23 protein-coding genes are annotated in these 25,749 nt (G+C 63.0%); 6 read left to right on the top strand and 17 right to left on the bottom strand.

Going from position 1 to position 25,749, the window contains the following annotated elements; genetic code table 11:
* Positions 1-37: 37 nt before the first annotated feature.
* Positions 38-730, top strand: a complete 693-nt coding sequence (locus tag JH15_RS18200; protein WP_052383903.1) for a hypothetical protein — start codon at positions 38-40, stop codon at positions 728-730.
* A gap of 422 nt (positions 731-1,152) precedes the next feature.
* Positions 1,153-3,201 carry a choline BCCT transporter BetT gene (gene betT, locus JH15_RS05125; RefSeq protein WP_043527617.1) on the top strand — a complete coding sequence of 683 codons (2,049 nt, stop codon included), beginning with the start codon at positions 1,153-1,155 and terminating at the stop codon, positions 3,199-3,201.
* Positions 3,202-3,259: 58 nt separating this feature from the next.
* Here betT and JH15_RS05130 read toward each other — a convergent pair whose 3' ends face one another.
* Genes JH15_RS05130 through JH15_RS05145 form a run of 4 tightly spaced genes read right to left on the bottom strand, consistent with a single transcriptional unit; the run spans position 3,260 to position 5,959 of the window.
* A complete protein-coding gene (locus tag JH15_RS05130) occupies positions 3,260-3,865 on the bottom strand; it encodes a methyltransferase (protein WP_043527619.1) in 606 nt (201 codons plus the stop codon).
* Between the two features lie 51 nt (positions 3,866-3,916).
* On the bottom strand, positions 3,917-4,531 hold the full coding sequence (locus JH15_RS05135) for a TPM domain-containing protein (protein ID WP_043527621.1): 615 nt from the start codon (positions 4,529-4,531) through the stop codon (positions 3,917-3,919).
* 21 nt (positions 4,532-4,552) lie between these two features.
* Positions 4,553-5,317 (bottom strand): TPM domain-containing protein, encoded by a 765-nt coding sequence (locus JH15_RS05140; RefSeq protein WP_043527623.1) that lies wholly within the window; start codon positions 5,315-5,317, stop codon positions 4,553-4,555.
* Positions 5,318-5,959 (bottom strand): LemA family protein, encoded by a 642-nt coding sequence (locus tag JH15_RS05145; RefSeq protein WP_081948893.1) that lies wholly within the window; start codon positions 5,957-5,959, stop codon positions 5,318-5,320.
* Positions 5,960-6,156: 197 nt separating this feature from the next.
* Between JH15_RS05145 and JH15_RS18205 the strand changes: the two genes are divergently transcribed.
* The gene (locus JH15_RS18205) at positions 6,157-6,312 is read left to right on the top strand and encodes a hypothetical protein (RefSeq protein WP_197053273.1); all 156 of its coding nucleotides are present in this window, start codon (positions 6,157-6,159) and stop codon (positions 6,310-6,312) included.
* Positions 6,309-6,749: a DUF411 domain-containing protein gene (locus tag JH15_RS05150; protein ID WP_043527625.1), complete on the top strand. Its 441-nt coding sequence runs from the start codon at positions 6,309-6,311 to the stop codon at positions 6,747-6,749. The genes JH15_RS18205 and JH15_RS05150 overlap by 4 nt, the downstream gene beginning before the upstream one ends.
* A 54-nt stretch (positions 6,750-6,803) precedes the next feature.
* Here JH15_RS05150 and exaC read toward each other — a convergent pair whose 3' ends face one another.
* From exaC to ptsP, 8 genes are all read right to left on the bottom strand, one after another.
* Positions 6,804-8,324 carry an acetaldehyde dehydrogenase ExaC gene (gene exaC, locus JH15_RS05155; RefSeq protein ID WP_043527627.1) on the bottom strand — a complete coding sequence of 507 codons (1,521 nt, stop codon included), beginning with the start codon at positions 8,322-8,324 and terminating at the stop codon, positions 6,804-6,806.
* A 172-nt stretch (positions 8,325-8,496) separates the two neighbouring features.
* Positions 8,497-9,903 (bottom strand): extracellular catalytic domain type 1 short-chain-length polyhydroxyalkanoate depolymerase, encoded by a 1,407-nt coding sequence (locus tag JH15_RS05160; RefSeq protein WP_043527629.1) that lies wholly within the window; start codon positions 9,901-9,903, stop codon positions 8,497-8,499.
* 61 nt (positions 9,904-9,964) lie between these two features.
* Positions 9,965-10,381 carry a CopG family transcriptional regulator gene (locus JH15_RS05165; protein WP_043527632.1) on the bottom strand — a complete coding sequence of 139 codons (417 nt, stop codon included), beginning with the start codon at positions 10,379-10,381 and terminating at the stop codon, positions 9,965-9,967.
* Between the two features lie 628 nt (positions 10,382-11,009).
* Positions 11,010-11,585 carry a putative antibiotic biosynthesis monooxygenase gene (locus tag JH15_RS05170; protein WP_043527635.1) on the bottom strand — a complete coding sequence of 192 codons (576 nt, stop codon included), beginning with the start codon at positions 11,583-11,585 and terminating at the stop codon, positions 11,010-11,012.
* Positions 11,586-11,730: 145 nt separating this feature from the next.
* Positions 11,731-12,501, bottom strand: coding sequence for a Crp/Fnr family transcriptional regulator (locus tag JH15_RS05175; RefSeq protein WP_043527637.1), 771 nt, complete (start codon positions 12,499-12,501; stop codon positions 11,731-11,733).
* A gap of 177 nt (positions 12,502-12,678) precedes the next feature.
* Complete coding sequence (locus JH15_RS05180) at positions 12,679-14,427, bottom strand: PTS fructose-like transporter subunit IIB (RefSeq protein WP_043527641.1); 1,749 nt, start codon at positions 14,425-14,427, stop codon at positions 12,679-12,681.
* Positions 14,424-15,398 carry a 1-phosphofructokinase gene (pfkB, locus tag JH15_RS05185; protein WP_043527644.1) on the bottom strand — a complete coding sequence of 325 codons (975 nt, stop codon included), beginning with the start codon at positions 15,396-15,398 and terminating at the stop codon, positions 14,424-14,426. The genes JH15_RS05180 and pfkB overlap by 4 nt, the downstream gene beginning before the upstream one ends.
* A complete protein-coding gene (ptsP, locus tag JH15_RS05190) occupies positions 15,398-18,262 on the bottom strand; it encodes a phosphoenolpyruvate--protein phosphotransferase (RefSeq protein ID WP_043527647.1) in 2,865 nt (954 codons plus the stop codon). Before ptsP ends, pfkB begins: the two co-directional genes overlap by 1 nt.
* A 201-nt stretch (positions 18,263-18,463) precedes the next feature.
* Here ptsP and cra point away from each other — a divergent pair, with 201 nt between their 5' ends.
* Positions 18,464-19,483, top strand: coding sequence for a catabolite repressor/activator (gene cra, locus JH15_RS05195; RefSeq protein ID WP_043527649.1), 1,020 nt, complete (start codon positions 18,464-18,466; stop codon positions 19,481-19,483).
* Here cra and JH15_RS05200 read toward each other — a convergent pair.
* From JH15_RS05200 to JH15_RS05220, 5 genes are all read right to left on the bottom strand, one after another.
* On the bottom strand, positions 19,477-21,663 hold the full coding sequence (locus JH15_RS05200) for an ATP-binding protein (RefSeq protein ID WP_081948943.1): 2,187 nt from the start codon (positions 21,661-21,663) through the stop codon (positions 19,477-19,479). The two genes, cra and JH15_RS05200, sit on opposite strands and share 7 nt — an antisense overlap.
* A 35-nt stretch (positions 21,664-21,698) precedes the next feature.
* A complete protein-coding gene (locus JH15_RS05205) occupies positions 21,699-22,214 on the bottom strand; it encodes a putative pterin-binding protein (RefSeq protein ID WP_043527652.1) in 516 nt (171 codons plus the stop codon).
* Between the two features lie 123 nt (positions 22,215-22,337).
* A complete protein-coding gene (locus tag JH15_RS05210) occupies positions 22,338-22,829 on the bottom strand; it encodes a lysozyme inhibitor LprI family protein (protein WP_043527655.1) in 492 nt (163 codons plus the stop codon).
* 59 nt (positions 22,830-22,888) lie between these two features.
* On the bottom strand, positions 22,889-23,686 hold the full coding sequence (locus tag JH15_RS05215; RefSeq protein ID WP_043527657.1) for an MOSC domain-containing protein: 798 nt from the start codon (positions 23,684-23,686) through the stop codon (positions 22,889-22,891).
* 78 nt (positions 23,687-23,764) lie between these two features.
* Positions 23,765-24,574, bottom strand: a complete 810-nt coding sequence (locus JH15_RS05220) for a DUF2189 domain-containing protein (RefSeq protein ID WP_043527659.1) — start codon at positions 24,572-24,574, stop codon at positions 23,765-23,767.
* A gap of 268 nt (positions 24,575-24,842) precedes the next feature.
* Between JH15_RS05220 and JH15_RS05225 the strand changes: the two genes are divergently transcribed.
* On the top strand, positions 24,843-25,715 hold the full coding sequence (locus tag JH15_RS05225) for an ABC transporter substrate-binding protein (protein WP_043527661.1): 873 nt from the start codon (positions 24,843-24,845) through the stop codon (positions 25,713-25,715).
* Positions 25,716-25,749 lie beyond the last annotated feature (34 nt).

The raw sequence follows: 25,749 nt of genomic DNA on the forward strand, positions 1-25,749 counted from the left end.
GACTGTTCATGTCCCACACGGCTCAAAGGAGCACATCATGACCCGATCCCCTTCCCGCACGTTCCTGGCACGCAAGTTACTGGCCCCCGCCCTTCTGGCCGTGGCTATCGCCCCGATGGCGTTGACGGCAATCGCCGGCCCTGGCGGTCACCCCGACAGGAGCGAGGCGCGCCAAGCCCTGTACGAACGTGCCGGTCTTGACGAGGCCACCCGCGAGGAACTCAAGCAGGCACACCAGTCGCACCGCGAGGCACTGCGCGAGTTACACCAGGAACACCAGGCGCGGCTCGACGAGATCCTCGACGACACCCAGAAGGAAGCCCTCCGCGATGCCATGAAGGAAGTGCACCAGGAGCGGATGGAAAATCGACGCGAAGCCATGAACGAGCGGCTCCAGGTGCTTTTCGATCGCTGGGATCTTGACGAGTCGAAGCGTGACGCGCTGACCGAGGCTCGCGAGGAAATGATGACCGATGCCAGCGAGTTGCGGGATCGGGAATTCGAAAGCCGCGAAGAAATGCACGCCGCCTGGGAAGCGCTTCGTGACGAACACCATGCGACGCTGAGCGAGATCCTGACCGAGGAGCAACTCGACGAGATGCGCGAGGTCATGCAGGTTCGCCCCATGGGCCATCATGGCATGCACAAGGGGGAGCGTGGTCACGACAGGGGCCATCACGAACGAGGCCATGACGAACGCGAGAAGCGCCAGCAAGGCAATGATGCCTGAACTGGCACCGGGCCAGGCTGCAAGCCGACCCACTGCACACTGACGCATTGATACGACCCCGCCCGGCACCGCCAGGGCGGGGTTTTTCATGTCTGATGTCTGGTGAATGGGGCCAGCGGTTGAAGCTGCAGCGGGAAGGGCGTATTTTATTTGAACGGTCAATTAAAAAAAGACAGACAAGAACAGAGTCAGCGAGCACCCTCTTTTGGGTGCGCATCGATTCGCGGCCTGGCCGTATATCACGTCTCGTACCTGTTGCGACGCTTCCTCGCATCATTTCGATTGCCACCCAATCGAAATGAGGTCCTCACAAGCAATTACGCTTAGGTGCCTTTGCGCTGTAGACGAAGCCATGCCGACTCTTGAGGCCAACGGCACCTAACAGGCGAGACACGACGTCAACTAATTCAGGGAGTCCTCTCATGGCGAATGAGAACCTCGTCTCCGAACGACGGGATCGCCTCAACCCGACCGTATTCCACGGCTCGGTAGCCGGCATTCTTGTGTTCCTGGTCATTACCATGACCTTCACCGAACAGGCCGGGGCATTCTTTGACAGCGCCTTGGCTTGGGTCAGTGCGACTTTCGGCTGGTACTACATGCTGGCGGTGGTGGCTTACCTGGTCTTTGTCGTGGCCATTGGCATGTCACGCTACGGCAGCATTCGACTCGGCCCGGACCATTCGCGGCCCGAGTTTTCGCTCCTCTCCTGGTCGGCGATGCTGTTTGCCGCCGGTATCGGGATCGACCTGCTGTTCTTCAGTGTCGCCGAGCCGGTGTCGCACTTCCTGGCGCCTCCGGACCTCGAACCCGAAAGCCAGGCCGCCATGCGTAATGCGGTCGTCCAGACGTATCTTCACTGGGGCCTGTCCGGCTGGGGCCTGTATGTGCTGATGGGCATGGCCCTGGCCTATTTCAGCTATCGCCATCGCCTGCCGCTGGCCATTCGCAGCGCGCTCTACCCGCTTCTTGGCAAACGTATCTATGGCCCCATTGGCCATGCCGTGGATATCACTGCAGTGATATCCACCGTGTTCGGGATCGCTACCAGCCTGGGCATCGGCGTCATGCAGCTCAATTACGGGCTGAACTACATGTTCGATGTCCCTGAAAGTCTCACGGTGCAGATCATCCTGATCGCACTGGTGGTGGTCATCGCGACCATCTCGGTGGTCAGCGGGGTCGAGAAAGGCATTCGTCGCCTATCCGAGTTCAATATGCTCCTGGCGCTGGCGCTGCTGCTGTTCGTGCTTTTCCAGGGCGAAACCCTGCGGCTGCTCGACATGGCGGTGAACAACGCCGGCGATTACTTCAGCAGTTTCGTTCAGAAGAGCTTCGATACCTATGCCTTTGCCGGAGAAGGCGCCAACGAGTGGAAGATGTGGTGGACGATCTTCTTCTGGGGCTGGTGGATCGCCTGGACACCGTTCGTCGGCCTGTTCCTGGCGCGTATCTCGCGGGGGCGTACCATTCGACAGTTCGTCGCCGGGGCGCTGGGCATTCCCCTGGCCTTCATGATGGTGTGGATGTCCGTCTTCGGTAACAGCGGCATCGACCTGGTCGCCAATCACGGCATCACCGAGCTGGGCGAACAGGCCCTCAACGCACCGCAGACGACCATGTATACCCTGCTCGAGTACTACCCCTGGGCCGGCATTACCGCCGGGGTGGTGACTATTCTGGGCATCGTATTCTTCGTCACGTCTGCCGATTCCGGTGCGCTGGTCCTGGCCAACTTCACCTCGATCCTGGCCGATGTGAACCACGATGCCCCGGTCAAGCTGCGTATCTTCTGGGCCGCCATCATTGGCCTGATCACGGTTGCACTGCTCATGGCCGGTGGGCTCAATGCGCTTCAGAGTGCAGTGGTAATTACCGCCCTGCCCTTCTCGCTGGTCATATTCGCCATCATGGCAGGGACCTATCGCGCCCTGCGTGTCGAAGGCAGCAAGGCCGATGCCCGCCGCCAGCTCGCCGGTACCGCGCCCGGAGGGGATTGGCGCGAGCGGCTGGATCGCGCACTGGATACCTCGAACCGTGCCGGAGCCGCAGCCACCATCGAGCACGCCATCCGCCCGGCGCTGCGGCAATTTGCCGAGGAGCTCGAGGCGCGCGGCCAGCGGGCCCATGTCACGGAGGAACAACACGAGGGCGAACCGCTGACACGCCTGACACTGCAGGTCGAATTCGAGGACTCCCAGAGCTTCGTCTACCAGATACGCCCGACACGCATGCGGGCACCGAGCTTCCTGCCCGCCGACGATGACTTCTACATGCGCCTGGATGTCTTCCTGGTGGACGGCGGCCTGGGACAGGACCTTAACGGGTACACCCGTGGCCAGGTGATCAGCGATGTCCTTTCCGAATATGAGCGCCACCTGCACTTCCTGGCACTCTCGGGACAGACCAGCCGCACGCCGGCCATGCCTGGCGCCATCGGGGAGGCGGATGCCCTGGACGACTCACACTGACAGGCCTCACCGATGCAGCACTACGACAAAAGCCCCGCTCCGGCGGGGCTTTCGTCGTTCAATCCAGTCGTTCGAAACGTGCCAGATGCGTAGGCTGGCCCAGGTCGGAATGCATGTCGCCAATGCCGCTTACCGTCAGTCGGTAACCGTGGCGCTGGGCAACGCCCTGGCACCAGCGACGAAACTCGTTCCGCCCCCACTCGAAATGGTGATCGTGATCGCGAAACGTCCCGGGAGGGAGTTCATACAGCGAATTATAATCGCGGTTGGGGGTCGTCAGGAGCACCAGGCGCGGACGCATTTCAGCGAAGACGGCCGCTTCCATGGGGGGCAACCGGCTCAACGGGAGATGCTCGATGGTCTCGATCAGCGTAACGGCCTCGTAAGTTTCCCCCGTCGGCACCCCCTGCGTATAGGAACGGCACAGCAGCGTGAGTCGTCCGCCCCGCTCCTCGAGATGGTTCGCCAACTGCCGACGGGCCTGGATGACGCCGTCCGAAGCGACCTCGACCCCCAACAGCCGGATGAATTGCGGCTCCGCCACCAGGTAATGCAGCAAGGCGCCCGACCCGCACCCCAGGTCCGCGACACTCCTCACGCCACTCGCCTTGAGCAGTTGCACCACGGTTTCCAGGCGCAACTGGTGAAGCTCACCGATCCCCAAGCGACGCTCCTTCCTGACGCGATGAGACCATGGCCTGTCTACCGGCCGGCACTACAGCATGACCAACCGGTTCGACAGCTCATTGCGTTCATGGGTCGCGGGGATATGCTCGTGCAGATGCTTGCCGCAGGCCTCGATACACTCGAGGAAGCCCTGCAGTGTCTGACCTTCGCGCACATGGCGGGTAAAGTCAGCCACGATCGTGTCCCAGGTAGCGTCGTCCAGCCGACTGGCAATCCCCCGGTCGACGAGGATCTCGACGTAGCGTTCGGCCTCCGAGACGAAGATCAACATGCCGGTGGCATCCTGCGTGTGGTGCAGGTTCTGCTCGAGGAATTGCCGGCGTGCCAGGTTGGAAGCCCGCCAATGCCGCACACTTTGCGGAATCAGGCGTGTCGTCACTGAGGGCGCCCTGAACAGCAGGGCAAGCACGACGAACGTGATCCACTGCACCAACAGCAGGCTCGAGGCGCTCAGCCATCCGGGGAAAAAGTTGATGGCACCGGGAACGACCAAGGCCACCAGCCCGGCCCACAGCAAGGGAATATAGGAATAGTTGTCCGCCTGGGCCGCCAGGACGGTCACCACTTCGGCGTCGGTGTCTCGCTCTATACGGTCGATGGCCTCGGCCACCTGGCGTTGTTCGTCTTCGTTCAGTAAAGCCATGGGGCTCGTTTCCTGCGTTAGTTACCAACCACCGGAGGCACCACCGCCCCCGAAACCGCCACCACCGCCGCCGAAGCCGCCCCCACCGAGGCCACCTCCACCGCCGCCGCGTCCCATGCCGGCACCGAGCAGAGCGCCCGCGAGCAGCCCTCCTCGGCCACCGCGACCGCGACGCCCACCGCCGCGAACCACCATCATCACGATCATGAACAGGAAGAAGAACAGCGCCGACATCGGCCCTTCGCGTGTTTCCTGCCCAGCGCTTGCTCCACCGCGAGGCTCGGCAAGCGGATCGCCACCGAGTACCTGGACCATCGCCTCGGTCCCCTCGACGATACCGCGAGCGAAGTCACCCTCGCGGAAGGCCGGCGTGATGATCTGATTGATGATGATCGAGGACTGCGCGTCGGTCAGACGCCCTTCCAGGCCATACCCCACCTCGATACGCACCTGGCGCTCTTCCATCGCCACGATCAGCAGGGCACCGTTATCCTCGCCCTCTTGCCCGATGCCCCACTCGCGCCCGAGTTGGTAGCCATAGTCCTCGATCGCCTGACCTTGCAGGTCAGGCAGGGTCACCACCACGACCTGCTCGGTAGTGGCCTGCTCATGCGCCTCGAGCATCTGGGTGAGGTCCTGCTCCTGCGAGGCATCGAGAAGCTCGGCGCGATCCACGACGCGACCCGTCAGTTCGGGGAATTCGGGCTGCTGGGCTACCGCGAACAGTGGCCATACCAGCATGACCAGGACCGAAAGGCCAGGGAGCGACCATCGACGTAGACTCATCTAGAACTCCACCTGGGGGGCTTGCTCGGCATTCTCGGCGGTCGCCTCGAAGTTCTCGCGAAGCGGCATGTCGTCATAAAGCAGGCTGTGCCAGATGCGCCCCGGGAAGGTACGAATCTCGGTGTTGTAGCGTTCAACAGCCTGAATGAAGTCGCGGCGAGCCACGGCAATGCGGTTCTCAGTCCCTTCGAGCTGGGACTGCAACGCCAGGAAGTTCTGGTTGGAACGCAGCTCCGGATAGCGCTCGGAAACCGCCATCAACCGGCTCAGGGCACCGGTCAGCTCGGCCTGGGCATCCTGGAAGCGCTGGATCTGCTCGGGATCGTCAAGCGACTCGGCATCCACCTGAATAGAGGTGGCCCTGGAGCGCGCCTCGATGACTGCCGTCAGTGTCTCCTGCTCCTGCTCGGCAAAGCCCTTGACCGTCTCCACCAGATTGGGAACCAGGTCGGCACGGCGTTGATACTGGTTCTCTACCTGGGCCCAGGCCGATTTCACCTGCTCATCGTAACGCGGGATATTGTTGATGCCACATCCCGTCAGCATCATCGCCATCAGCACCAGGACAGCGAGACGCCACCCCGCCGAGAGCGACGTGGGGCGTGAAGCGGGCCGGGAAAAAGGTGCGGGTGTCTTGGGCATGTCCATATCGTCCCTAGTAACTTTTCAAGGCATCACACTACACCCCCGACCGGACCGAGGGAACCGTCGTCGCAAGCAACCGGGGCGACCCTGCCTTGATCCAGATCATGCCATGCACGCGCTTGTCGCCCCATCGGTTGACCCTTGGGTAGCCCACAGGTCTTAACCTACCGGTACGCCACTTAAGGAGGTTTGCCATGGGTCCTTCGGTCGAGAGTTGCAGCATGATGATGAGTGCCATGAGCGGGATGATGCCGTTCATCGGGCTGGGCGTGCTGGCCCTGATCGGGCTGGGTATTGCCGCGCTGGTCAAGTATCTATTCGTCGCCAACAAGCAAGGAGTGACACCATGAACGTGACATTGACCCGGATCGTAGCGTCCAGCCTCTTGATGCTGATGACCACTGCAGTGCAGGCCGCCATCCCCGCAAACGCCAAGCTGTACAAGAACCCGTCGTGTGGCTGCTGCGATGACTATGCCGAACACCTAGAACGTCAGGGTATCGAGGTCGAGATCATCGAGACGCAGGCAATCGGCGATATCAAGGAATCGGCAGGCATTCCCTACGGCCAAGGCTCCTGTCACACCACCCTGCTGGGCGACTACGTCATCGAGGGCCACGTGCCCTTTGCCGCCATCGAGCGCCTGTTCGAAGATCAGCCGGACATCGACGGGATCGGCCTGGCGGGCATGCCCTCGGGCACCCCGGGCATGCCCGGCCCGCAGCAGGCCCCCTATGAGGTCTATCGCTTCAGCGAGGGCAAGGCGACGCCTTACTTGTCACTGTAATAAAAACGGGCGCGAGAGTGTCGCGCCCGTCAGTACGGATCGGTCGTTCCGGGGCTAGAAGAATCCCATGGGATTGGTATCGTAGCTGACCAGCAGGTTCTTGGTCTGCTGATAATGCTCCAGCGCCACCTTATGCGTCTCGCGGCCCACCCCGGATTTCTTGTAGCCCCCGAAGGCAGCATGCGCCGGATACTGGTGGTAGCAGTTGGTCCATACCCGGCCGGCCTGAATACCGCGCCCCATGCGGAAAGCCACATTGATATCGCGGCTCCAGACGCCTGCCCCCAATCCGAATTCGGTATCGTTGGCAATGGCCAAGGCCTCGGCCTCGTCCTTGAAGGTGGTGACCGCGACCACCGGACCGAAAATTTCTTCCTGGAACACCCGCATCTTGTTGTGGCCCTTCAGGAGGGTCGGCTGGATGTAGAAGCCCTTATCGTAGGCAGGGTCGAAGCTCTCCTTGTCACCGCCGGTCAGGAACTCGGCCCCCTCGTCCCGGGCGATCTGCATGTAGGACATGATCTTGTCGTACTGCTCCTGCGAGGCCTGGGCTCCAACCTGTACGTCGGTATCCAGTGGGTTGCCGCGCTTGATCGTTCCCACGCGATCCATCACACGGGCCATGAAGGCGTCGTACATGCTTTCCTGGATCAGCGCCCGCGACGGGCAGGTACACACCTCCCCCTGGTTGAAGAAGGCCAGCACCAGCCCCTCGGCAGCCTTGTCGATGAACTCCGGTTCGGCATTCATGATATCGGCGAAGTAGATGTTGGGTGACTTGCCGCCCAGCTCCACCGTGGAGGGGATGATATTTTCGGCGGCGCACTTGAGAATATGCGCGCCCACCGGGGTCGAGCCGGTAAAGGCAATCTTGGCGATACGCTTGCTGGTCGCCAGTGCCTGGCCCGCCTCTACCCCATAGCCATTGACCACGTTGACCACGCCCGAAGGCAGCAGGTCGCCGATCAGTTGCATCAGCACCAGAATCGAAGCCGGGGTCTGCTCGGCAGGCTTGAGCACCACGCAGTTGCCGGCGGCCAGGGCCGGGGCGAGCTTCCAGGTGGCCATCAGTAGCGGGAAGTTCCAGGGGATGATCTGCCCTACCACACCCAGAGGCTCGTGGAAGTGATAAGCCACGGTGTTGGCATCGATATCCGCCGCCGTCCCTTCCTGGGCACGGATGCACCCCGCAAAGTAGCGGAAATGATCCACCGCCAGGGGAAGGTCGGCATTGAGGGTCTCGCGCACGGCCTTGCCGTTGTCCCAGGTCTCGGCCACGGCGAGCATTTCCAGGTTCTGCTCGATGCGATCGGCAATCCTGAGCAGAACGTTCGAGCGCTCTGCGGCGGATGTCTTGCCCCAGGCAGGCGCAGCCTTGTGGGCGGCGTCCAGCGCCATGTCGATATCCTCGGCCGTGGAGCGAGGAATCTCGCAAAAGACCTCACCGTTCACAGGGCTGACATTGTCGAAATACTGGCCCTTGACCGGGGCGACGAACTCGCCACCGATATAGTTGCCGTAGCGTTTTTCGAAGGACATTAGCGCATCGGCGCTGCCGGGGTTGGCATAGATCATGGCGAACACTCCTGTTCTTGTTGTCTGCGGGCTAGGCGATGACGGTGACCGTGATTAACCCGGTCACCGTCTCCTTAACAAGGCAAATTAAATCTAGCCACTCCACGGCGCATGTGAAAACGTGCCGGGCGCCTTCTTTGGTCGTAGAGGATCGCGTTCGTATTCGCAGCGGTTACTTCGCGTTGTCTGCCCCCATCGCCGTCTTGGGATGGGCAAGGAAAAAGCGCAGCATCTCCTTGGACGCATCCGGCCCTTTGGGGTCGGTATAAGAGCCACGAGCATCGCCCCCCGACCAGGCGTGGCCGGCGCCGTGGATCCGCCACTGCTCCTGGATAGGTGCGCCACTCGCGTCATGACGCGTCACGCAGGTGTAGGAATGACCCTTGTCGACTCGGCCACGCGCCTCTCGCTCTGCCATGGTCTCTCCCGTGTCGCTCCGCGCGTTTACTGACGGGGCGCACTGCGCAGCCACTCGGTCGCCATTGCACGGGTTCACCGTTGTATCGCGGTCACCATGGAAGACGATCGCGGGAACGCCGGCCGCCGTTGCCGGGCTACCGTAGGCCCCGCCCTTGCCGTGACTGGCCAGGGGGCCGGACCCGCCCTGCATGGCCGCGAACGCCGAGGGAAGATCATGAGCTGCTGCGTGGGGGAGCCCCGAATGAACGCCTACGGCGGCGTACAGCTCCGGGTAAGTCATTGCCAGTGTCGCGGCCATCGCCCCACCGGCCGATAGGCCCGCCACATAGACCCGCTGCTCATCCAGACGATGCTCATCGAGAACCTGGCGGGTCATACCGGCAATGATGGATGGCTCACCTCGCTCACGCTGCTGGTCCGATGCCTTGAACCAGTTCCAGCATTTGGAGCTGTTGGCCGCCGCCGGCTGGGCGGGATAGAGCACGTAGCACGGCTGCGCTTCGGCGAGCCGGTTCATGCCGGTCCCGATGGCAAAGTCATCGGGATTTTGGGTACAACCGTGCAACATGACGACCAACGGTAGCGGTTGCTCATGGTCACCGCTGGGAATGTACAGCTTGTAATCACGCGTACCGGCCTGGTTGGCGAACGTCCCGGCAATGAATTTCCCCGGTCCATGATCGTGCTCCGCCATGCCCCCTGTCAGCGGCTGTGAGAAGCCTTCGGCGCCACGAAAGCGCTGCAGGGCCTCACGCCATGCGGGCTGGAACCCGGCGCCCCGCACTCCGGCGTCAGTGGTGGCCCCGAATCCTTTCCACCCATGCTTGGCGCGTCCGTTGTCCGCCGTGCCACCCGACGAGGCCTGTCCAGATGCTTTGTCCTCGTTCGCATTCTGGTTGGAACCGTCGAAACCCGAGCGGGCCGAGGGGCCACGCTTCTTACTCTCCGCGGCGACCTCTTCATCGACCACACGGTAATTCCCTTCATACGTCGTGCCGCGGCCTGAAGGGTTCGTGTCAGATTCTTCCTGATCAGGGTAGCTAGCCTGACCCGACATGCCGCCTAGCGCCCGCTGTATCATGGCGGTCGCTTCGTTCAACTTTCCCGACTGGGTCAGGCGTGTCGCCTCTTGTAGTCCTTCCAAGACTGAACTGTTCATTATTTCGATATCCTTGGCGCCTTGGCGCCATAACGACGTGTCTGAAAATGTAGGACACGACCTAGTAAATACGGTCCGCCAGGGCGGCCTTGACCGCCGCACTGGCATGAAACGCTCCCAGCACGACCACCGAATCGATGGTGGCGAGAGCGAGCTCGGGAGACACGTCATCGGCGATGCTTGCCAAGCCGAGCACTTGAATCTGGAGCACTTCCCCGGCCGCCTGGACCGCCTCCAGATAACTGCGGCTGTAGTGTTGCAGGCCCAGCACGAAGGTCTTGCGAGCCGCCGTCTCCCTCACTACCTCTGCATGCGTCGACAACTGGTTGCGGATCGCCGTACGAATCAGATCGGTGCGGTTGGAATAGAACCCCTCCTGCACCAAGAGATCGATCTGGCCCAGATCGACCACCCCCAGATTGATGGTGATCTTCTCGGTCGTGTCCCCGGCCTTGCGTCGCAGCTCATGCACACTCATCAGTGATCCTCCAGTGATGGGACGACAGGCAAGGAATCCATACGCCATCCATATGGATGGTATACGGCGTCTCGGTCAGCATTGCAAGTGCAGAGTCTTTTTCCTTCTAACTTGCGGCCACAAAAGAACCGGCGCCCTTGCGGGACGCCGGTGTCATATCGATCGCGACATGAAACGAAAGTCGGGTTGTGTCAGGAGACAAGTCGCAGGATGCTTGAAGCATAAAAAAGGCCCCCCGAAGGGGACCAGGTGGAGCACGCCAGCTCACTCGTCGAGTCGCTCATCAGAAGCGACCTGAAAGACCGGGGGACCCGCCAGCAAGCGGGGCACGCCAGTTCTTCCTCTGGTAAATGGATTGCGACATTCGTGCCATAGCCATTGAATGTCCAATCCAATCAATCACATTCCATCAAACCCGTTCGATGTATCGTTTCGATCTGCTGTAGCGCATCGTCTTCCTGCACCACCATTGCCCAGGCGAATCGATTCTTGCCTCACTTAGATGCAACTTCCGCTACCCTGCACGCCCCGACAACCTGACACAAAGCGGCCCACGTGTGAGTGGGCCGCGTCTGGCTATCTTCGAATAACTGCAAGGGGTTTTGCTCGATCATGCCTGGGAAGGCGATCACGCCCGCCGCGAATGGAAGCGCCGACTCAGTCGGCTTAACGACACTTGGCCATGCAGCCAGGGCGCCAGCAGGCGCGTAGAAAGCGGTATGAACAGGAATACCATGACCGGTGTCAGGCAAAGGGTGCTGACCAGCACGCGGGGCACCAGCGGCAATACCGCCAATAGAGGGCCAAACAGGAACTGGAAGATCAGGGAGACCGGGAAGAACGCCAGCCAGATGGCCACGGCCTGCTTCCAGCGTGGCGGCGTGTTGCCCTGGGCGTCGCGGAACCAGCTATCCAGTCCGGTGGCGCGGTGTTCATGGGGCGCCTCGAACAGGTCATGGCCACGCTCCAGCCACGCCCGGCGGGAAGCGGAGTGCTCCCAGATAGCCAGGGTCCCGGCATCGCTGAAACGAAAGATAATCTGGTACTCATCGTCACCGGGCGGGGGTGCCAGGACGCCAGAACCAAGGTAGCCACCGAAATCGGCGGCCAGTTCCCGGCCTTCGTCGAGCCAGGTCATGAAATCGCGATAGCGGCCGCTCGACACTCGGCGTGCCACCATCAGGGTCACGGGTGCGGTAGACATTGTGTATCACCTCTCTCAGTGCGGCTACCCGGGTAGGGCCTGCCGACATTACGAGTCCCCCGATAAGGGGCCTCGCATCAAGGGTGCAAAAACTACACCATCATCGACCGGTTCGCCACGACAACACCGATAAGTTGTAGGGCGCTTAACGTCCGGACGAGCTTCCCAGCGCCTCCACGCTTCTCTCGCCGGCCCATACCTTATCTTCCTGCAAATGCAGATAAGTGGGGTTGAAATCGGCAAAGGCCTTGAGTCGAGCCCAATCCAGCACGATGAGCGTGCGGCCTTCGAACTCGACCAGGCCATCCCGACGCAAGCGTTGCAGTACCCGGTTGGTATGTACGAGGGAAATACCCATCGCATCGGCGAGCTCGTTCTGGGTCAGTGGCATCGGAAAACGATCGGCGCGTCTTTCAAGCTTGGCTGCCCAGTGGCGCATCAACAATTCACAGAACAGGTGAGCGAGGCGCTTGTCCGCCGGCCGTGACGTGGCATTCACGAACCACTCCCGCATGGTGGATTCCTCGACCAGCGAGGTCCAGAAGAAGGCGCGGGCCAAGGTATGGTTGTCGCGGAAACAGCGCTCGATCGCTTCCCGTGGCAGATAGGCCAGCTTCAGGGGGGTCAGGGCCGAAACGGAATGGTCCATGTGGTCGAGCATGGCGATATGAATGTCGCAGACATCACCGGGGATCAGGTAGGCCACGATGGCCCGCTTTCCGTCCTCGAGATACTTGTAGCGACACCCCCACCCCTCGACGATCAAATGAACATATTCGGGCTTCTCATCGACCCGAATGATGTCCTGGCCCGCCTCGATATGCTCCACCTGCTGGACCGACTCCCTGAGGCTCTGGATATCCTCTTGCTCAAGGTCAAGATAGTTGGCCAGCTTGTTGGTCAGCGCTTCAATCAATGGCGTCTCCTTGCTCCCTTCTTAGACGATAAGCTGCGCCAGCATCCTTCTGGCGCTGGGGATGGCGGCTTCTCTAGGGCTACAAACGTAGCAGCAGGCGTGCCGGGGGTCATCTTGAAGCCTGCTAACGAAATGGCCCCGCGCCGCAGCGCAGGGCCATTCAGGGTAGACCGGGGGTTACGCCTTGGCGTCGACCGGCACCGGCTGACTGCCACGCTTGATCGCAGCATAGCTCAACCCCGTCACCAGCGAGCCGATGACAATGGCGGCCAGGTAGAGCAAGGCGGGGGAAATGGCATTGGGAATCAACAATACGAAGATCCCGCCATGCGGTGCCATCAGCTTGGCGCCCACCAGCATGGAGATGGCCCCGGTGATCGCACCGCCCACCATGCACGTCGGGATCACGCGCAGGGGGTCCTTGGCGGCGAAGGGGATCGCCCCCTCGCTGATGAAGCACAAGCCCAGGACGAAGGACGCCTTGCCGGCCTCCCGCTCGGGTTCGGCAAACTTCGAGCGCGCCACGAAACTGGCGATACCCATGCCGATCGCCGGCACCATGCCTGCAGCCATGATGGCGGCCATCGGCGCGTAGGTTTCAGAGGCGAGCAGCCCCACGCCAAAGGTGTAAGCCGCCTTGTTGACCGGCCCACCCAGGTCGAAGCACATCATGGCGCCAAGCAGGATGCCAAGCAGTACTGCGTTGGTCGACCCCATCGTCTCCAGAAAACTGGTCAGCGCGGACAGGATGGCCGCCACCGGCTCGCCGACGATGTAGATCATCACCAGGCCAGTCACCAGGCTCGCGACCAGCGGAATGATCAGGATCGGCTTGAGCGACTCGACACTGGCGGGGAGCTTGACGTACTGAGCGACCGCCTTGGCCAGGTAACCGGCCAGGAAGCCGGCGAGAATGCCGCCGATGAAGCCCGCGCCGATCTCCGAGGCCAGCATCCCGCCGATCATTCCCGGCGCTATCCCGGGACGGTCGGCAATCGAATAGGCGATATACCCGGCCAGTACCGGGATCATCAGCGCGAAGGCGGTACCGCCACCGATCTGCATCAGGGCCGCGGCCAGCGTGCCTTCCTGTTCGAAGGCCTCGATGCCGAACACGAAGGACAGCGCGATCAACAGGCCCCCCGCCACCACCATCGGCAGCATGAACGAGACACCGGTCAGAAGATGCTTGTAGACCCCCTTGTCCTTGACACTCTGCTTGCGCTCACCCCCGGCTGCCAGGGCTTCGCCTTCCTGCACCTCGGCCTTGGCCATGGCTTCTTCAATGGTCGGGCGCGGCTTCTTCAGGGCGTTGCCGGTCGAGGTGTACCACACGCGCTTGCCGGCAAAGCGGCTGGGGTCGACCTCGATGTCGCAGGCCAGGATCACCAGATCGGCCTTGGCAATCTCGTCGTCGGTGAGCTGGTCCTGCGCCCCGACCGATCCCTGCGTCTCGACACGCATGTGGTGGCCCATTGCCTTGCCGGCCTCCGCCAGGGCCTCTGCAGCCATGAAGGTATGGGCCACCCCGGTCGGGCACGCGGTCACCGCAACGATGCGCTTGCCGCCCGCCACATCCGGCTGGGCCGCATCGGCGGCCGCGGCCTGCTGAGGCTCGAAAGGCTCCGCCTCCTGCTTGGCCCGCTCGAGGAAGGCATCGGGATCGGGCAAGGCGCGGTCGATGGGCGCCTGAAACAGGCGCCGCCCGGCAAAGCGCTCGGCGCCGGGCACGTGATCGGCGGCCACCACGATCAGGTCGGCCGCCTCGATCTGTTCGGCCGTGACCGGGGTCAGCGGGGCGAGCTCGCCATGCATTTCCACCGACACCTGCCAGTTGCGGCGTTGAGCCGCCTGCTCGAGGCGCCGGGCGGCGAGGAAGGTGGTGGCCATGCCGCTGGGGCAGGCCGTAATCAGGATGACATTCATGTGAGCGCTCCCGTTGTGCTGGCTTCATCGAGACGAAGCACGCGGGTCTGTTGTAGGAGTTGGGTGAAATCGGCGGCCTGGGCATCGCCCACGCCGACATGACGGACGGATTCGGCGGACAATGCCGTTGCAAAGCTCAGGATTCGTTCCGGCGTCTCGTTCTGGAGGATGCCGTGGAGCAAGCCTGCGACGAGCGTATCCCCGGCACCGACGGTGCTTTCCACCGTGACGGTGGGCGGCGTGGCCAGCCATGCGCCCCGCTGACTGACCCACAGCACCCCACTCGCACCGGCGGAAATCAGTGCCTCCTCGATGCCCGCCGCATGCAATCGGTATGCGGCTGCCAGGCGGCGATCATCGCTGTCCAGCGGCTCGCCCGCCCAATCGGCCAATTCGTGCTCATTGGGCTTGACCGCCGTAGGTCGGGCTTCGATGGCGGCTGACAACGCCGGTCCGCTGGTGTCGGCCCATACCGGCATGCCCTGCTCACGCAAGCGGCGAATCAGGCCTGCCTGCGTCTCGGCGGTGATGCCCGGCGGCAGGCTGCCGGCAATGATCACCGCATCGGGGCGTCGCGCGGTGTCCTTCGCCAGTTCATCGAGCCAATCGACGAGCCGGGACCAGGCCTCGGCGGGAATCGCCAAACCACTGCCATTGATGTCGGTGACACGACCGTCGTCCTCGGCCACCTTGGCATTGATACGCGTCTCGCCGGGGACACGAATGAAAGCATCCTCGGCGCCGAGCGCCTCGAAGGCCCGCACGAACAGGCCATCGTTGGTATCGCCGAGAAAACCGCTCACCGTGACTTGATGGCCCAGCGTGACCAGCACGCGAGCCACGTTGACGCCCTTGCCGGCGGCCTCGAGATGGCTCTCCCGGGTGCGATTGACCTCTCCGGGCACCAGGCGTGGCAGGCGGATCGCCAGGTCGAGTGCGGGATTGAGGCTGAGCGTGAGCACATGCGCCATCACAACATCTCCAGGGCTTCGCGAACCGCTTCGCTGGTGGCTTGGCCCAAGGCGAGTTCGGCACGCTGCCGGGCCACGGCGAGATCGAATTCACGCAAACGGGCCTTGACCATCGGCACCTGGCGCGCCGCCACCGACAGTTCATCGACGCCCAGCCCCACCAGCACCGGAACCGCCTGAGCATCGCTGCCCAGTTCACCGCACACCCCGACCCACTTGCCACGGGCATGAGCGGCATCGACGGTCATCTGTATCAGGCGCAGCACGGCCGGGTGCAGGCCATCCGCCTGCCCCGAGAGCTCGGGGTGACCGCGATCGATCGCCAACGTGTACTGGGTCAGGTCATTAGTGCCGATGGAGAAGAAATCCACCTCCTCGGCGAGGCTCGGGGCGAGTAGCGCACTGGACGGCACTTCGATCATGACACCGAGCTGCACATCGGTGGCACGCTCGGCCTCGGGGAGTTCGCTCAGAACGCGGTCGAAGATCGCCTTGGCGGCACGGAACTCGGCAACGTCCTTGACCATGGGCAGCATGATCCGCAGCGGCGATCCGCTGGCGGCCATGAGCAGCGCCCGGAATTGGGTCTCGAGAACGTCCGGCTGGGTCAGTGCCAGACGAATGCCACGCAATCCCAGGAAGGGGTTGTCCTCCTGGGGCACCGGCCAATAGGGCAACGGCTTGTCGCCACCGACATCCAGCGTGCGCGCCACCAGCGGCCGGCCGCCCAATGCCTCGATGGCCTGGCGGTATTCGGCGACCTGGGTCTCGAGATCGGGCGCCTGGGCATGGGCCATGAAGATGAACTCGGTACGTAGCAGGCCAACCCCCTCGGCGCCGCGTTCGACGGCATCCGCGGTATGCGCGGTATTGCCCAGGTTGGCGGCGACCTCGACACGATGCCCGTCGCGGGTGCGGCCTTCCTCGAAGCGCTGCTGGTAGGCCTCGCGCTCGAGCCGCTCGCGCTCCTTGAGGCTGAGCTCGGCACGGCTACGCCGCTCCGACGAAGGCGCCGGCACTACCCGGCCACGTTCACCGTCGAGGATCAGCTCGGTTCCGTCATCGATACCCAGGACGCGCTCACCGGCCCCTACCACGGCGGGAATGCCCAACGCCCGAGCCAGGATCGCACTGTGCGACGTAGCGCCGCCTCGTGCGGTCAGCAACCCACGCACCTTACGGGTATCGAGCTGCGCGACGTCTGACGGGCCGACATCGTCCATCACCAGGATGTATGGCGTCTCCGGCGGCGTCGGCATTTCGACGCCACACAGGATGCCAAGCACCCGCCGCCCCACATCGCGCAGGTCGGCGGCTCGCTCGGCCAACAGCCGGTCGGCCAGCATCTCCTGGGCATGGGCCGCGGTGTCGATCGCCGCCCACCAGGCCGCTTCGGCACTCTGCCCTTCCTCGATGCCTTCACGTGCGGCCTGATGCAATTCGGGATCGTCGAGCATCTCTTCATGCATCGACAGGATTTCCGAGACCTCACCGCCCGGGGCGCTGCGAACCAGCGCTTCGAGCTGGTCGGCGGCCGCCTGGATCGCTGCGTCCAGCCGCTGCTTCTCGCGGCTACTGTCGCTGGCACGCTCGGGGTACTCGAAACGCGGCGTCCGCAACACGAAGGCCGGCGCGATGGCCATGCCCGGCGAGGCCGCTACCGCCAGGTGCGGGGTATCGGCCGGCAGCGGCTCATGAGGCACGGCTTCTGAGGTTTGCTGGGTATGGTCACGCCCTTCCTCGAACGGCATGACTTTCTCGCCCAGGCCTTGGCGAACGGCTTCGGCCACGGCCTCGAGGGCCTGGTCGGCACCGGCACCCTCCGCCGAGAACACCAGCATCTGTCCGCGTCGCGCACCCAGGCCGATCACCTTGGTCAGGCTCGATGCTGACACGGCTTCGCCACCGCCCTCGAGCAGGCGCACCTTGATAGGCATGGGCTGGTTGCGCGCCACCTGTATCAATTGCTTGGCCGGCCGCGCATGCAAGCCGTGGGCGTTGAGCACCCGGGCACGCACGGTCTGCGCCTGGGCCGATTCGCCCGAGAGCCTGGCAAGCACGGTTTCGACATCGGCATCGAACAGCGCCTCGCCGCCGCCGTTTTCGAGCAGGGTGACGAGGCGCTCCAGCAAGCCCCGATGCGCGTCTCCCTGCGCCGCCAGGCAGAACACGCCTTGTACGGGACCGTGGCTGCCTTCCAGCGAGGTTGCCGGCGTCGCCAAGCCCAGCGCCGGCGTCGTCACGCCCTCCGCACTGCTGGCAATCCACAACCCTTGCCCCAACGGCTGGGGGGTCTGCTCGGCGATGGCCGCGACGAATCCTGAACCGACACACCCGGCCTGGCGCAGACGTGCCGCCCCGGCCAGGGCCAGCTCAAGATGGTCGCGTGCAGGAAAATCCAGGCACAGCGTGTCGGCATCCAGGCGCGCCTCGACCGGGGCCTTCGACAGCAGCCCCGCCACCGCCTGGCGAGAGTCCGCCTCGGCCAGGCGCTCCGCCACGCCCTCGCGATCGAGCACATGGGTCAACTGGCGGAGGATATCGAGATGTTCGTCGCTCTGCGCAGCGATGGTCACCAGAACGTGGACGCGATTGCCATCGTGCCATTCGACGCCCTGGGGGAATTGCAACACGCGCACCCCGGTCTGGCGCACGAACTCGCGGCTTTCCGGGGTCCCGTGGGGAATGGCGATGGCATTGCCGAGGAACGTTGACGACTGTGATTCGCGATCGAACAGGCCATCGCGGTAGCCCTCGTCGGCCAGACCGGCCTCACCGAGCGCCGCGGCGGCCTGCTCGAGCGCATCCCGCCAATCGTCGGCCCGACAGCCGAGCATGATGTCGTTGTGGCCAAGGGTGAGCATAGCGTTGTCTCCTGTGCCGGATTTCCGGATCGCGAAACCCTAGCTGAATCGTGTCACCTGAGTCTAGACTCAATGCTGGATCGTGACAGTGCGTTAATCAAGTCGGGACGCCTACAACCTTAGCAGGGGGTGGGTTATACGCTTACTGGCATAGAATGGACGTCGCTGTTCGAAGACTGGTCTGTCTCAAGGAAACGCTGCATGACACTCGCTGAAATCGCTCGCCTGGCTGGCGTCTCGCGTACGACCGCCAGCTACGTCATCAATGGCCAGGCGCGCGAGCGCCGCATCAGCCAGGACACCATCGATCGGGTGATGAGCCTCGTCGAACGACACCACTACCAGGTCGACGCCCAGGCCGCCGCCTTGCGTCGTGGCGCCAGCCATACCTTGGGCCTGATCATCCCCGACCTGGAAAATGCCAGTTACGCGCGGCTGGCCAAGCTGCTGGAACAAGGCGCGCGACGTCGCGGCTACCAATTGCTGATTGCCGGCTCGGATGACGACCCCGAAAGCGAACGTGAATTGGCCCGTGCCCTGCGAGCGCAGCGTTGCGATGTGCTGATCGTGGCCAGTTGCCTGGCCATGGACGATCCACTCTATGCGGAGCTGATGAGCGCCGGGCTTCCGGTCATCGCCGTTGATCGCGCCCTGGACCCGACACGTTTCGTGAGTATCGTGAGCAACAATCAGGCTGCGGCGCAGTCGCTGACCGAGTCGGTGTTGGCTGCCGACGTGCGGCACATTGCCTGGTTCGATGCCGTCCCGGACCTGTCGATCAGCGAGGAGCGGCGTAGCGGTTTTCAGCGCGCCCTGGGGCAGGCCCCGGTGCACGTCATCGCCAAGAGCGGCCTGCGTTACGACCGTGCCGAAGGGGCCCGCCTGATGCGTGAACTCCTGGCGGAGCAGGCAATGCCCGATGCGCTGGTCACCGCCTCCTATACGCTGATGGATGGGGCCTTCGACGTGCTGCTGGAGCGGGGCGATCTTCCCGAGCGTTTGCGCCTGGCCACCTTCGGCGACGATCGATTGCTGGATTTCCTGCCGCTGGCGGTCAATTCGTTGCCCCAGGATCATCCACGCATCGCCGAATTGACGCTGGACAAGGCACTGGCTGCCGCACGTGGCGATTACCTACCCGGGCAAGTTCTGGTGGAACGCAGTTTGCGGCACCGCTCGACACAGGCGCGCGATAGACGGACGGCGCCCTCGAATCAATGAGAGGCGGAGCCGGATGAGGCGAGCCGGGCTTTCCAGGTCTCCAGGGCCGAGAGGCAGGGGTCGATACTTTCGCCCAGCGTTTCCCACAGGTGCGGCAGGCGACTCTCCTCGGCACGGTGGGCCGCGAATTCGAGGGCTTCTGCCCGTACGGCGACCAGGCGCAACCCAAGGCTTGCAGCCTCGCCCTTGATCAAGTGGGCGGTACGCTCGACATGCTGGATACGGCCGTCCTCGATCGCCGCGTCCAGCGCGCCCAGGCGCGAGGGCCACTGCTCGATGAACAGCGTGATCAAGGGCTCGATCCCCGGTAGCCCCAGGTTGTCATGCAGTGCCTCGAGCGCGTCGACATCCAGGCAGCGGTCAGGGTTGGTCTGCGCAAGGCCGCCTTCACCGAATGGCAACAGGCTCACGACCTTGAGGTAACGGGCAAGCACATCGATCAGGGCCTCCTGCAGCAAAGGCTTGGTCAGGTAATCCTGCATGCCGACCGCCAGACAGCGCTCCTTCTCGCCGCCCAAGGCACCGGCCGTCATGGCCACGATCGGCACCTCGGCCATGGATCCGCCCATCGCACGCAGCCGACGCGTGACTTCCAGGCCATCCATGTCCGGCATCTGCACATCCATGAAGATCAAGGCATAGCCGCCCGCCGGCGCCATTCCCAGCGCCTCGAGGCCGTTGGCGGCGACTTCGACATGACAGCCCAGGCGCTCGAGCATGGCAATGGCTACCTGTTGATTGACCACGTTATCTTCGACGACCAGCAGCCGCGCATCGAAGCGCGGCTCTCCGTACCAAGCCAACGAGGCGCCGTGCGTTGCGACGTCCTCGGCGGGAATGGGCACCTCGAACCAGAAGCGGCTACCCGATGCCTGGCTATCGAAACCGATCGTGCCCCGCATGGCCTCGACCAGGCGCTTGCAGATCGCCAGGCCCAGTCCCGTGCCACCGAATTGGCGGGCCGTGGAGGCATCCCCCTGGCGAAAGGGTTCGAACAGGTAAGGCTGGTAACTCGCGGGGATACCGGAGCCGGTATCCCTGACCTCGATACGCAAGTCGTGGTTCTCTCCTGGCGTCGCCTCGATCCGTACATGACCGCGTTCGGTAAACTTGATGGCGTTGGACAGCAAGTTCAGAACCACCTGTCGCAGACGCCCCGGATCGCCGATACGCCGGTCGTCCAGCTGCGGCGACACCGCCAGGCTCAATGTCAGTCCCTTGGCCGTCGCGCGTGGATGAAACAGCGCCAGCGCGGCTTCCAGCAGCTCTTCCAACGAGAACAACGTGCTTTCCAACTCGAGACGGCCTGCCTCGATCTTGGAAAAATCGAGCAGGTCGTTGATCAGGCCAAGCAGCTGGTCGGCGCTGTCGTGAATGGTGCGCGCAAAGCGTCGCGACTGACTATCGAGAGGGCGATCGAGCAACAGGTCGCTCATGCCAATGACGCCGTTGAGCGGTGTGCGGATTTCATGGCTCACGGTTGCCAGGAAATCGGACTTGGCCTGATTTGCGTCCTCGGCTTCCTTCGCGGCCTGCTTGAGGTCCTGGCTCAGGGTCTCCAGGGAGCGCCGGGCATTGTCACTGGCCCGGGTTTCACGATACAGCACCCAGACCACCAGCAGCACGGCCATGCTCATGGCCAGGATCAGCCCCAGCAGCAAGCCATAGAGCCCCTGAAGACGATCGCGCTCGTCGGCCTTTGTGTTAGCCAGATGCGCGTTGATCGCCACGATGAGCTGCTCGGTCAGCACCGAAAGTGCCTCGAGCTGGTCATGCAGTTCTCTGCGCAACCACTCGTCCAGATGGGGCAGACTGTCCATGTGAGAGTCGATGGTCTCGACTCGCTGCGATATCTGGACCATCAAGTCCTGGGTGGCCGGAATCGTTCGGAACAGCTCGACGATATCGCCCTGCTGCAGCAGGTTGACCCGGCTATAGAGCAGATCGAACTTCAAAGCCAGCTCGTCGGCACGCGCCCCCGTATCGATCCGGGTCATCTCGTTACGCAACTGCACCACTTCCCGATCCAGCTTGTAAGCGAACCAGGCCGCGTCGCCACCGACGCTTTCCGCCAGGCTTTCCTGCCGCCACAAGACCAACCCCACCACGACAATGGCCGCGGCGAAGAACCCCAGGGCGGTGAACGCCCCTAGCTTGAGACGCAATGGAAGACGTTTCACGACGGCCTCTGAGTCATGGGATGCCGCCTTAAGGCTCACGGCAGCACGTCGATCCGCGCGACCTGCCAGACGGAGCGAAAGCGGATGGTTTCATTGAGCAATTCGGGGTGATCGTCGAAAGGATAAAGCACGAATATAGGTCCGAAGTTACGCACCTGCATACGTTCTCCATCCTTCTTCAGGGCCAGCAATACATCGTAGCGCTGTATGTCCGACATGGGCACGTTGGCCGAGAAATTGTTCAGCGCCGTGACCTTGAGCGTCTCGCCCCGTGCGCCCACCGCCGCCATGACGTCACGCACCAGCGGCCCCTCGAAGACACGGGGCCCTTCGGTCCAGGGCGTATGGGTGACGGTTTTCTCGCGGGACAGCGACATCAGCATGTCGTAATCGAAGTGGGCTTCACCGTCGGCGTTCGTCTGAGCGATCGCGCCACTGACCTTGAGGATGACCGGCCCTTGGGGGTCGGGCAGCGTATCGGCTGAGGCAACGGACGTCACTGCAACGACGCCAAGCATCAGCATGGCCAACAAGGGGAAGCGCTTTGTCATCGTGGGTATCCGAGGTATGGAAGTTGGCCTACCTGCGCTTCCCTGCGCCACGTTCGGCGTGATTCAGCCAATGCTACTGTATCGGCATGCCACGTTCCACACGATATCGCCCCGGCAGGCCACTCATTCAGCGACCTCCTCGGGGGGATTCAATTCCTCGAGCGCATCGAGATAGCGCTGCAATTGAAGCGCCCTGTCGCGCAGCACCGCATTGCGATGGAGCTGCTCGGAGAGCGGTCCGAGTGTGCCGCCCCCCAGCTCGGCGCGATAGAGCTCGGCATGGTAGGCACCGATCAGTTCGAAATCAGCGTCGCGGCTGGTACGCCACGCCGCCTGGGCCTGTTCCAGCGCCTCGACCGCCTCGCCGCCCAGCACCCGTTCCAGTACCGAGGCCAGACGCTCGATCTCGTCATTCCATGCCGACTGGGCTTCACTCGCGCAGTCACGCATGGCCTGCGTGGTCCAGTTGCCGGACTCCATGCAACTATCCGTTTCGAGTTCGATGGGGTGGGTGGTGACCGTGATCGGTGTCTCGTTGGCCTGGGCCATCACACCGAGGGTCAGGCCGCCCATGAGCAGGCAGGCTGCACCCCCAACAAAGCGGGTCATTGTCATGGTGTGCTCCATCGTGGAAGAGCTGGGTGATGATTGAAAAAGATCGTCGAAGAGACAGCTTAGGCGAGGATTTCGACGCAAGCGCCGACTTCCAGCACGCCGCCCTTGAGCACGATCAGGTTCTGCCCGAAATAGACCTTGCCGTCGGGGCCCTTACGATAGCCAGCCAGCGTGCGTAGCGGCTCACGCCCGGGAAGAAATTCTCCCGTGGCAGGATCGACGGTGATCATGGCGCAGCGTGAACAGGGCTTGTCGACCGCCAGCTCGACCTCACCGATGCGCAGCAGATGCCAGTCATCCTCGGCATAGGCCAGACTGTCACTGACGACCAGGTTGGGACGAAACTGGGCCATGCGATGCGGGGTGGGCAGGCGCTGATTGAGCTCGGCCAGCGACGCCTCGCCGATCAACATCAACGGGTAGCCATCGGCGAAGCTGACGCGCTTGCCAATCGCCTGACGATAGCGCGGCGATCGCTCGCCCAGCCACAGCAGTCGTACCGGCTCGCCGATCGCGCGCTCGAACCAGGCATCCGCCTCTGGGGTGGTGGTCAAACCGCTGAAACTATCCCCCCACACGTGCGTCGCGAACGGTGCTCTCTCGAAGCGGGCGGTTTCCACGACCAGCGTTTCTAGCGCGTCATGTCGAAGCGTCAAGCCAGTCTCCGACAGTGCGGCATGAACCCGCTGCAGCTGCGGATGGGTGCGTGCGGTCACGAACGCCCCGTCGGGTCTGGCCAACATGAAGCGCCTGTCGCCCGACAGCCCCTCCTCATCGGCGGCCAGTCGCGAGTGCGCTTCACCGGCAGTGGACTTGATGGGATAACGGTACAGCGCCGACAAGATCGGAGTCGTCATGGAAGGCTTCCTGGCCAACGGCAGTCTGGGGCATCGAGCGCCCCAGACTAGCGGGTTGCAGCAGGATTCACCAGCCTCTCAGGAAGCCGGCGTCTCGACATTGACCAGGTCCTCGTAGGCGTGCCAACTGGCATGCCCCAGGATGGGCAGGATCAACGCCAGGCCGATATAGAACGTGAGGATGCCCACCAGCACGCAACCGGTGAGTATGGCTGCCCACAGGATCATAGGCCTGGGGTTCATCGTGACCGCACGCAGGCTGGCCTCGATGCCCTCCATGAAGGTCAGATCGTGATCCATCAAGGTGGGTATGGCGACCGCGCTTATGGCGAAGGCACCAAAGGCCAGGAAAGCGCCGACAACGGTACCCACCGCCAGCATACCCAGCCCTTCAGGCGTGGTCAGCAGCAATGAGTAGAGCAAGACCGGGCTGGGCACCTCGAAGCCGAAAAACAGCGCGAACAACAGGGTGGCGATACGAATCCAGGCCAGGAAGAAAATCGACATCATCAAGCCCATCATGGCGAGCTGACCGGTATGCGAGGTCCAGGCCCCGAACGCGCTGCCGAGATTGGGCACCCTCCCCTCGCCCAGGTGACGGCTGATGCCGTAGGAGCCCACCGCCACCAGGGGGCCGAGGAACATGAACCCCGCCATCAACGGCAACAGCCAGTGCCACAACCCCAGGATATAGGCACCTGCGGTCACTGCGATGCTCAACCCCACCCAGAACATCCCGTAGGCCAGGCTGACCGCTGTCGCATGGCGAAAATCCTGCACTCCCGCAACCAGCCATGCCCGCGGTCGATCCATGCCAACCTTGTTGATGGTAATCAGGGCAATCTTGTCTTGGGTCTGCTTGTGATTGTTGGTCTCTGCAGCATTCATGGCGTACTCCTCGACTCCGCAAGCGGATAGCGGGCCGCCCGGACCGGCGATATCACCGGGGCCTTGGCGGCCGGGCAAAAGGCAACAGGCCTTCTCAGTTTCACTGTAGCCGACACCTGACGGACCCGCCGACGAAACGAATTCAACGCATCGTTGCGAAGCACGGATCTCGCAACGGCATGTTCCCTATTGGCTTGACGACAGGTAGACCGACCTCTGGGAGAATGAGAAACGTTACGATCTAACACCCCATCCTTGAGGACCCTCGATGAAAAAGACCACGCTCGTTGCCGCTACGCTGCTTTCCCTCTCCACGGGACTCGCTGCCACAGGGCTGTCAGCAAACGACAGCCACCGCATTGCCTCCTTCGATCTCGGTAGCCTGGATACCCTGACGGCACTGGGACTGAGTGACCGTGTCGTTGCCCTGCCCAAGCAAAGCCTGCCTGACTATCTGTCGCACTATACCCAGGAGACCTATGCCGACGTCGGTGGATTAAGATCGCCTGACATGCCTGCCCTTCGCGAGGCTGAACCGTCCTTGATCGTGATCACCGGCCGTCAGAACGAGTGGCGGGAAGAATTCGAGGCGATCGCCCCGGTGATGGATGCCGGTGTCAATGGCGACGATTACATGGCCTCGTTCAACGCCAATGTCCAACAGCTTGCCGAGCGCCTTGAAGCGACGAGTGACGCCGAAATGGCCCTGGCAGAACTCGATCGTCATATCGAGGAGGCCCGCGAACGTCTGGCCGAGGCCCCGCGGGTACTGGTCGCGACCCATAACAAGGGCAACCTGATGCTCAATCGCCATCCGGTGGTGCATGAGGTGCTGGGGCTGGCACAGCTCGATATACCCGAAAGCGTACCCAGCGAGACCCGCGGCGAACGGACGTTCACGCCGCTCTCGGGCGAAGCGATCGCCGACATCGCGCCCGACGTTCTGCTGATCGTCGACCGTAGCGCCGCCATCGGCGATGAGCCGGCAAATCGCGATGCGCTGGAGCAAACGCTTGCGGATGGCGGTGCGGAAGACGTACGTGTGGAGATGCTGTCGCCCAAGCTCTGGTATCTCTCCGGTGGGGGCTTGCAAAGCCTTGAGCGTCAGATCGACGACGTCGTGGCAGCGGTAACCGAGTGAGACGTATCTGCGCCGCCCTCAGGTGGCGCATGAT

The sequence above is a fragment of the Litchfieldella xinjiangensis genome (assembly GCF_000759345.1).
GTDB lineage: Bacteria > Pseudomonadota > Gammaproteobacteria > Pseudomonadales > Halomonadaceae > Litchfieldella_A > Litchfieldella_A xinjiangensis.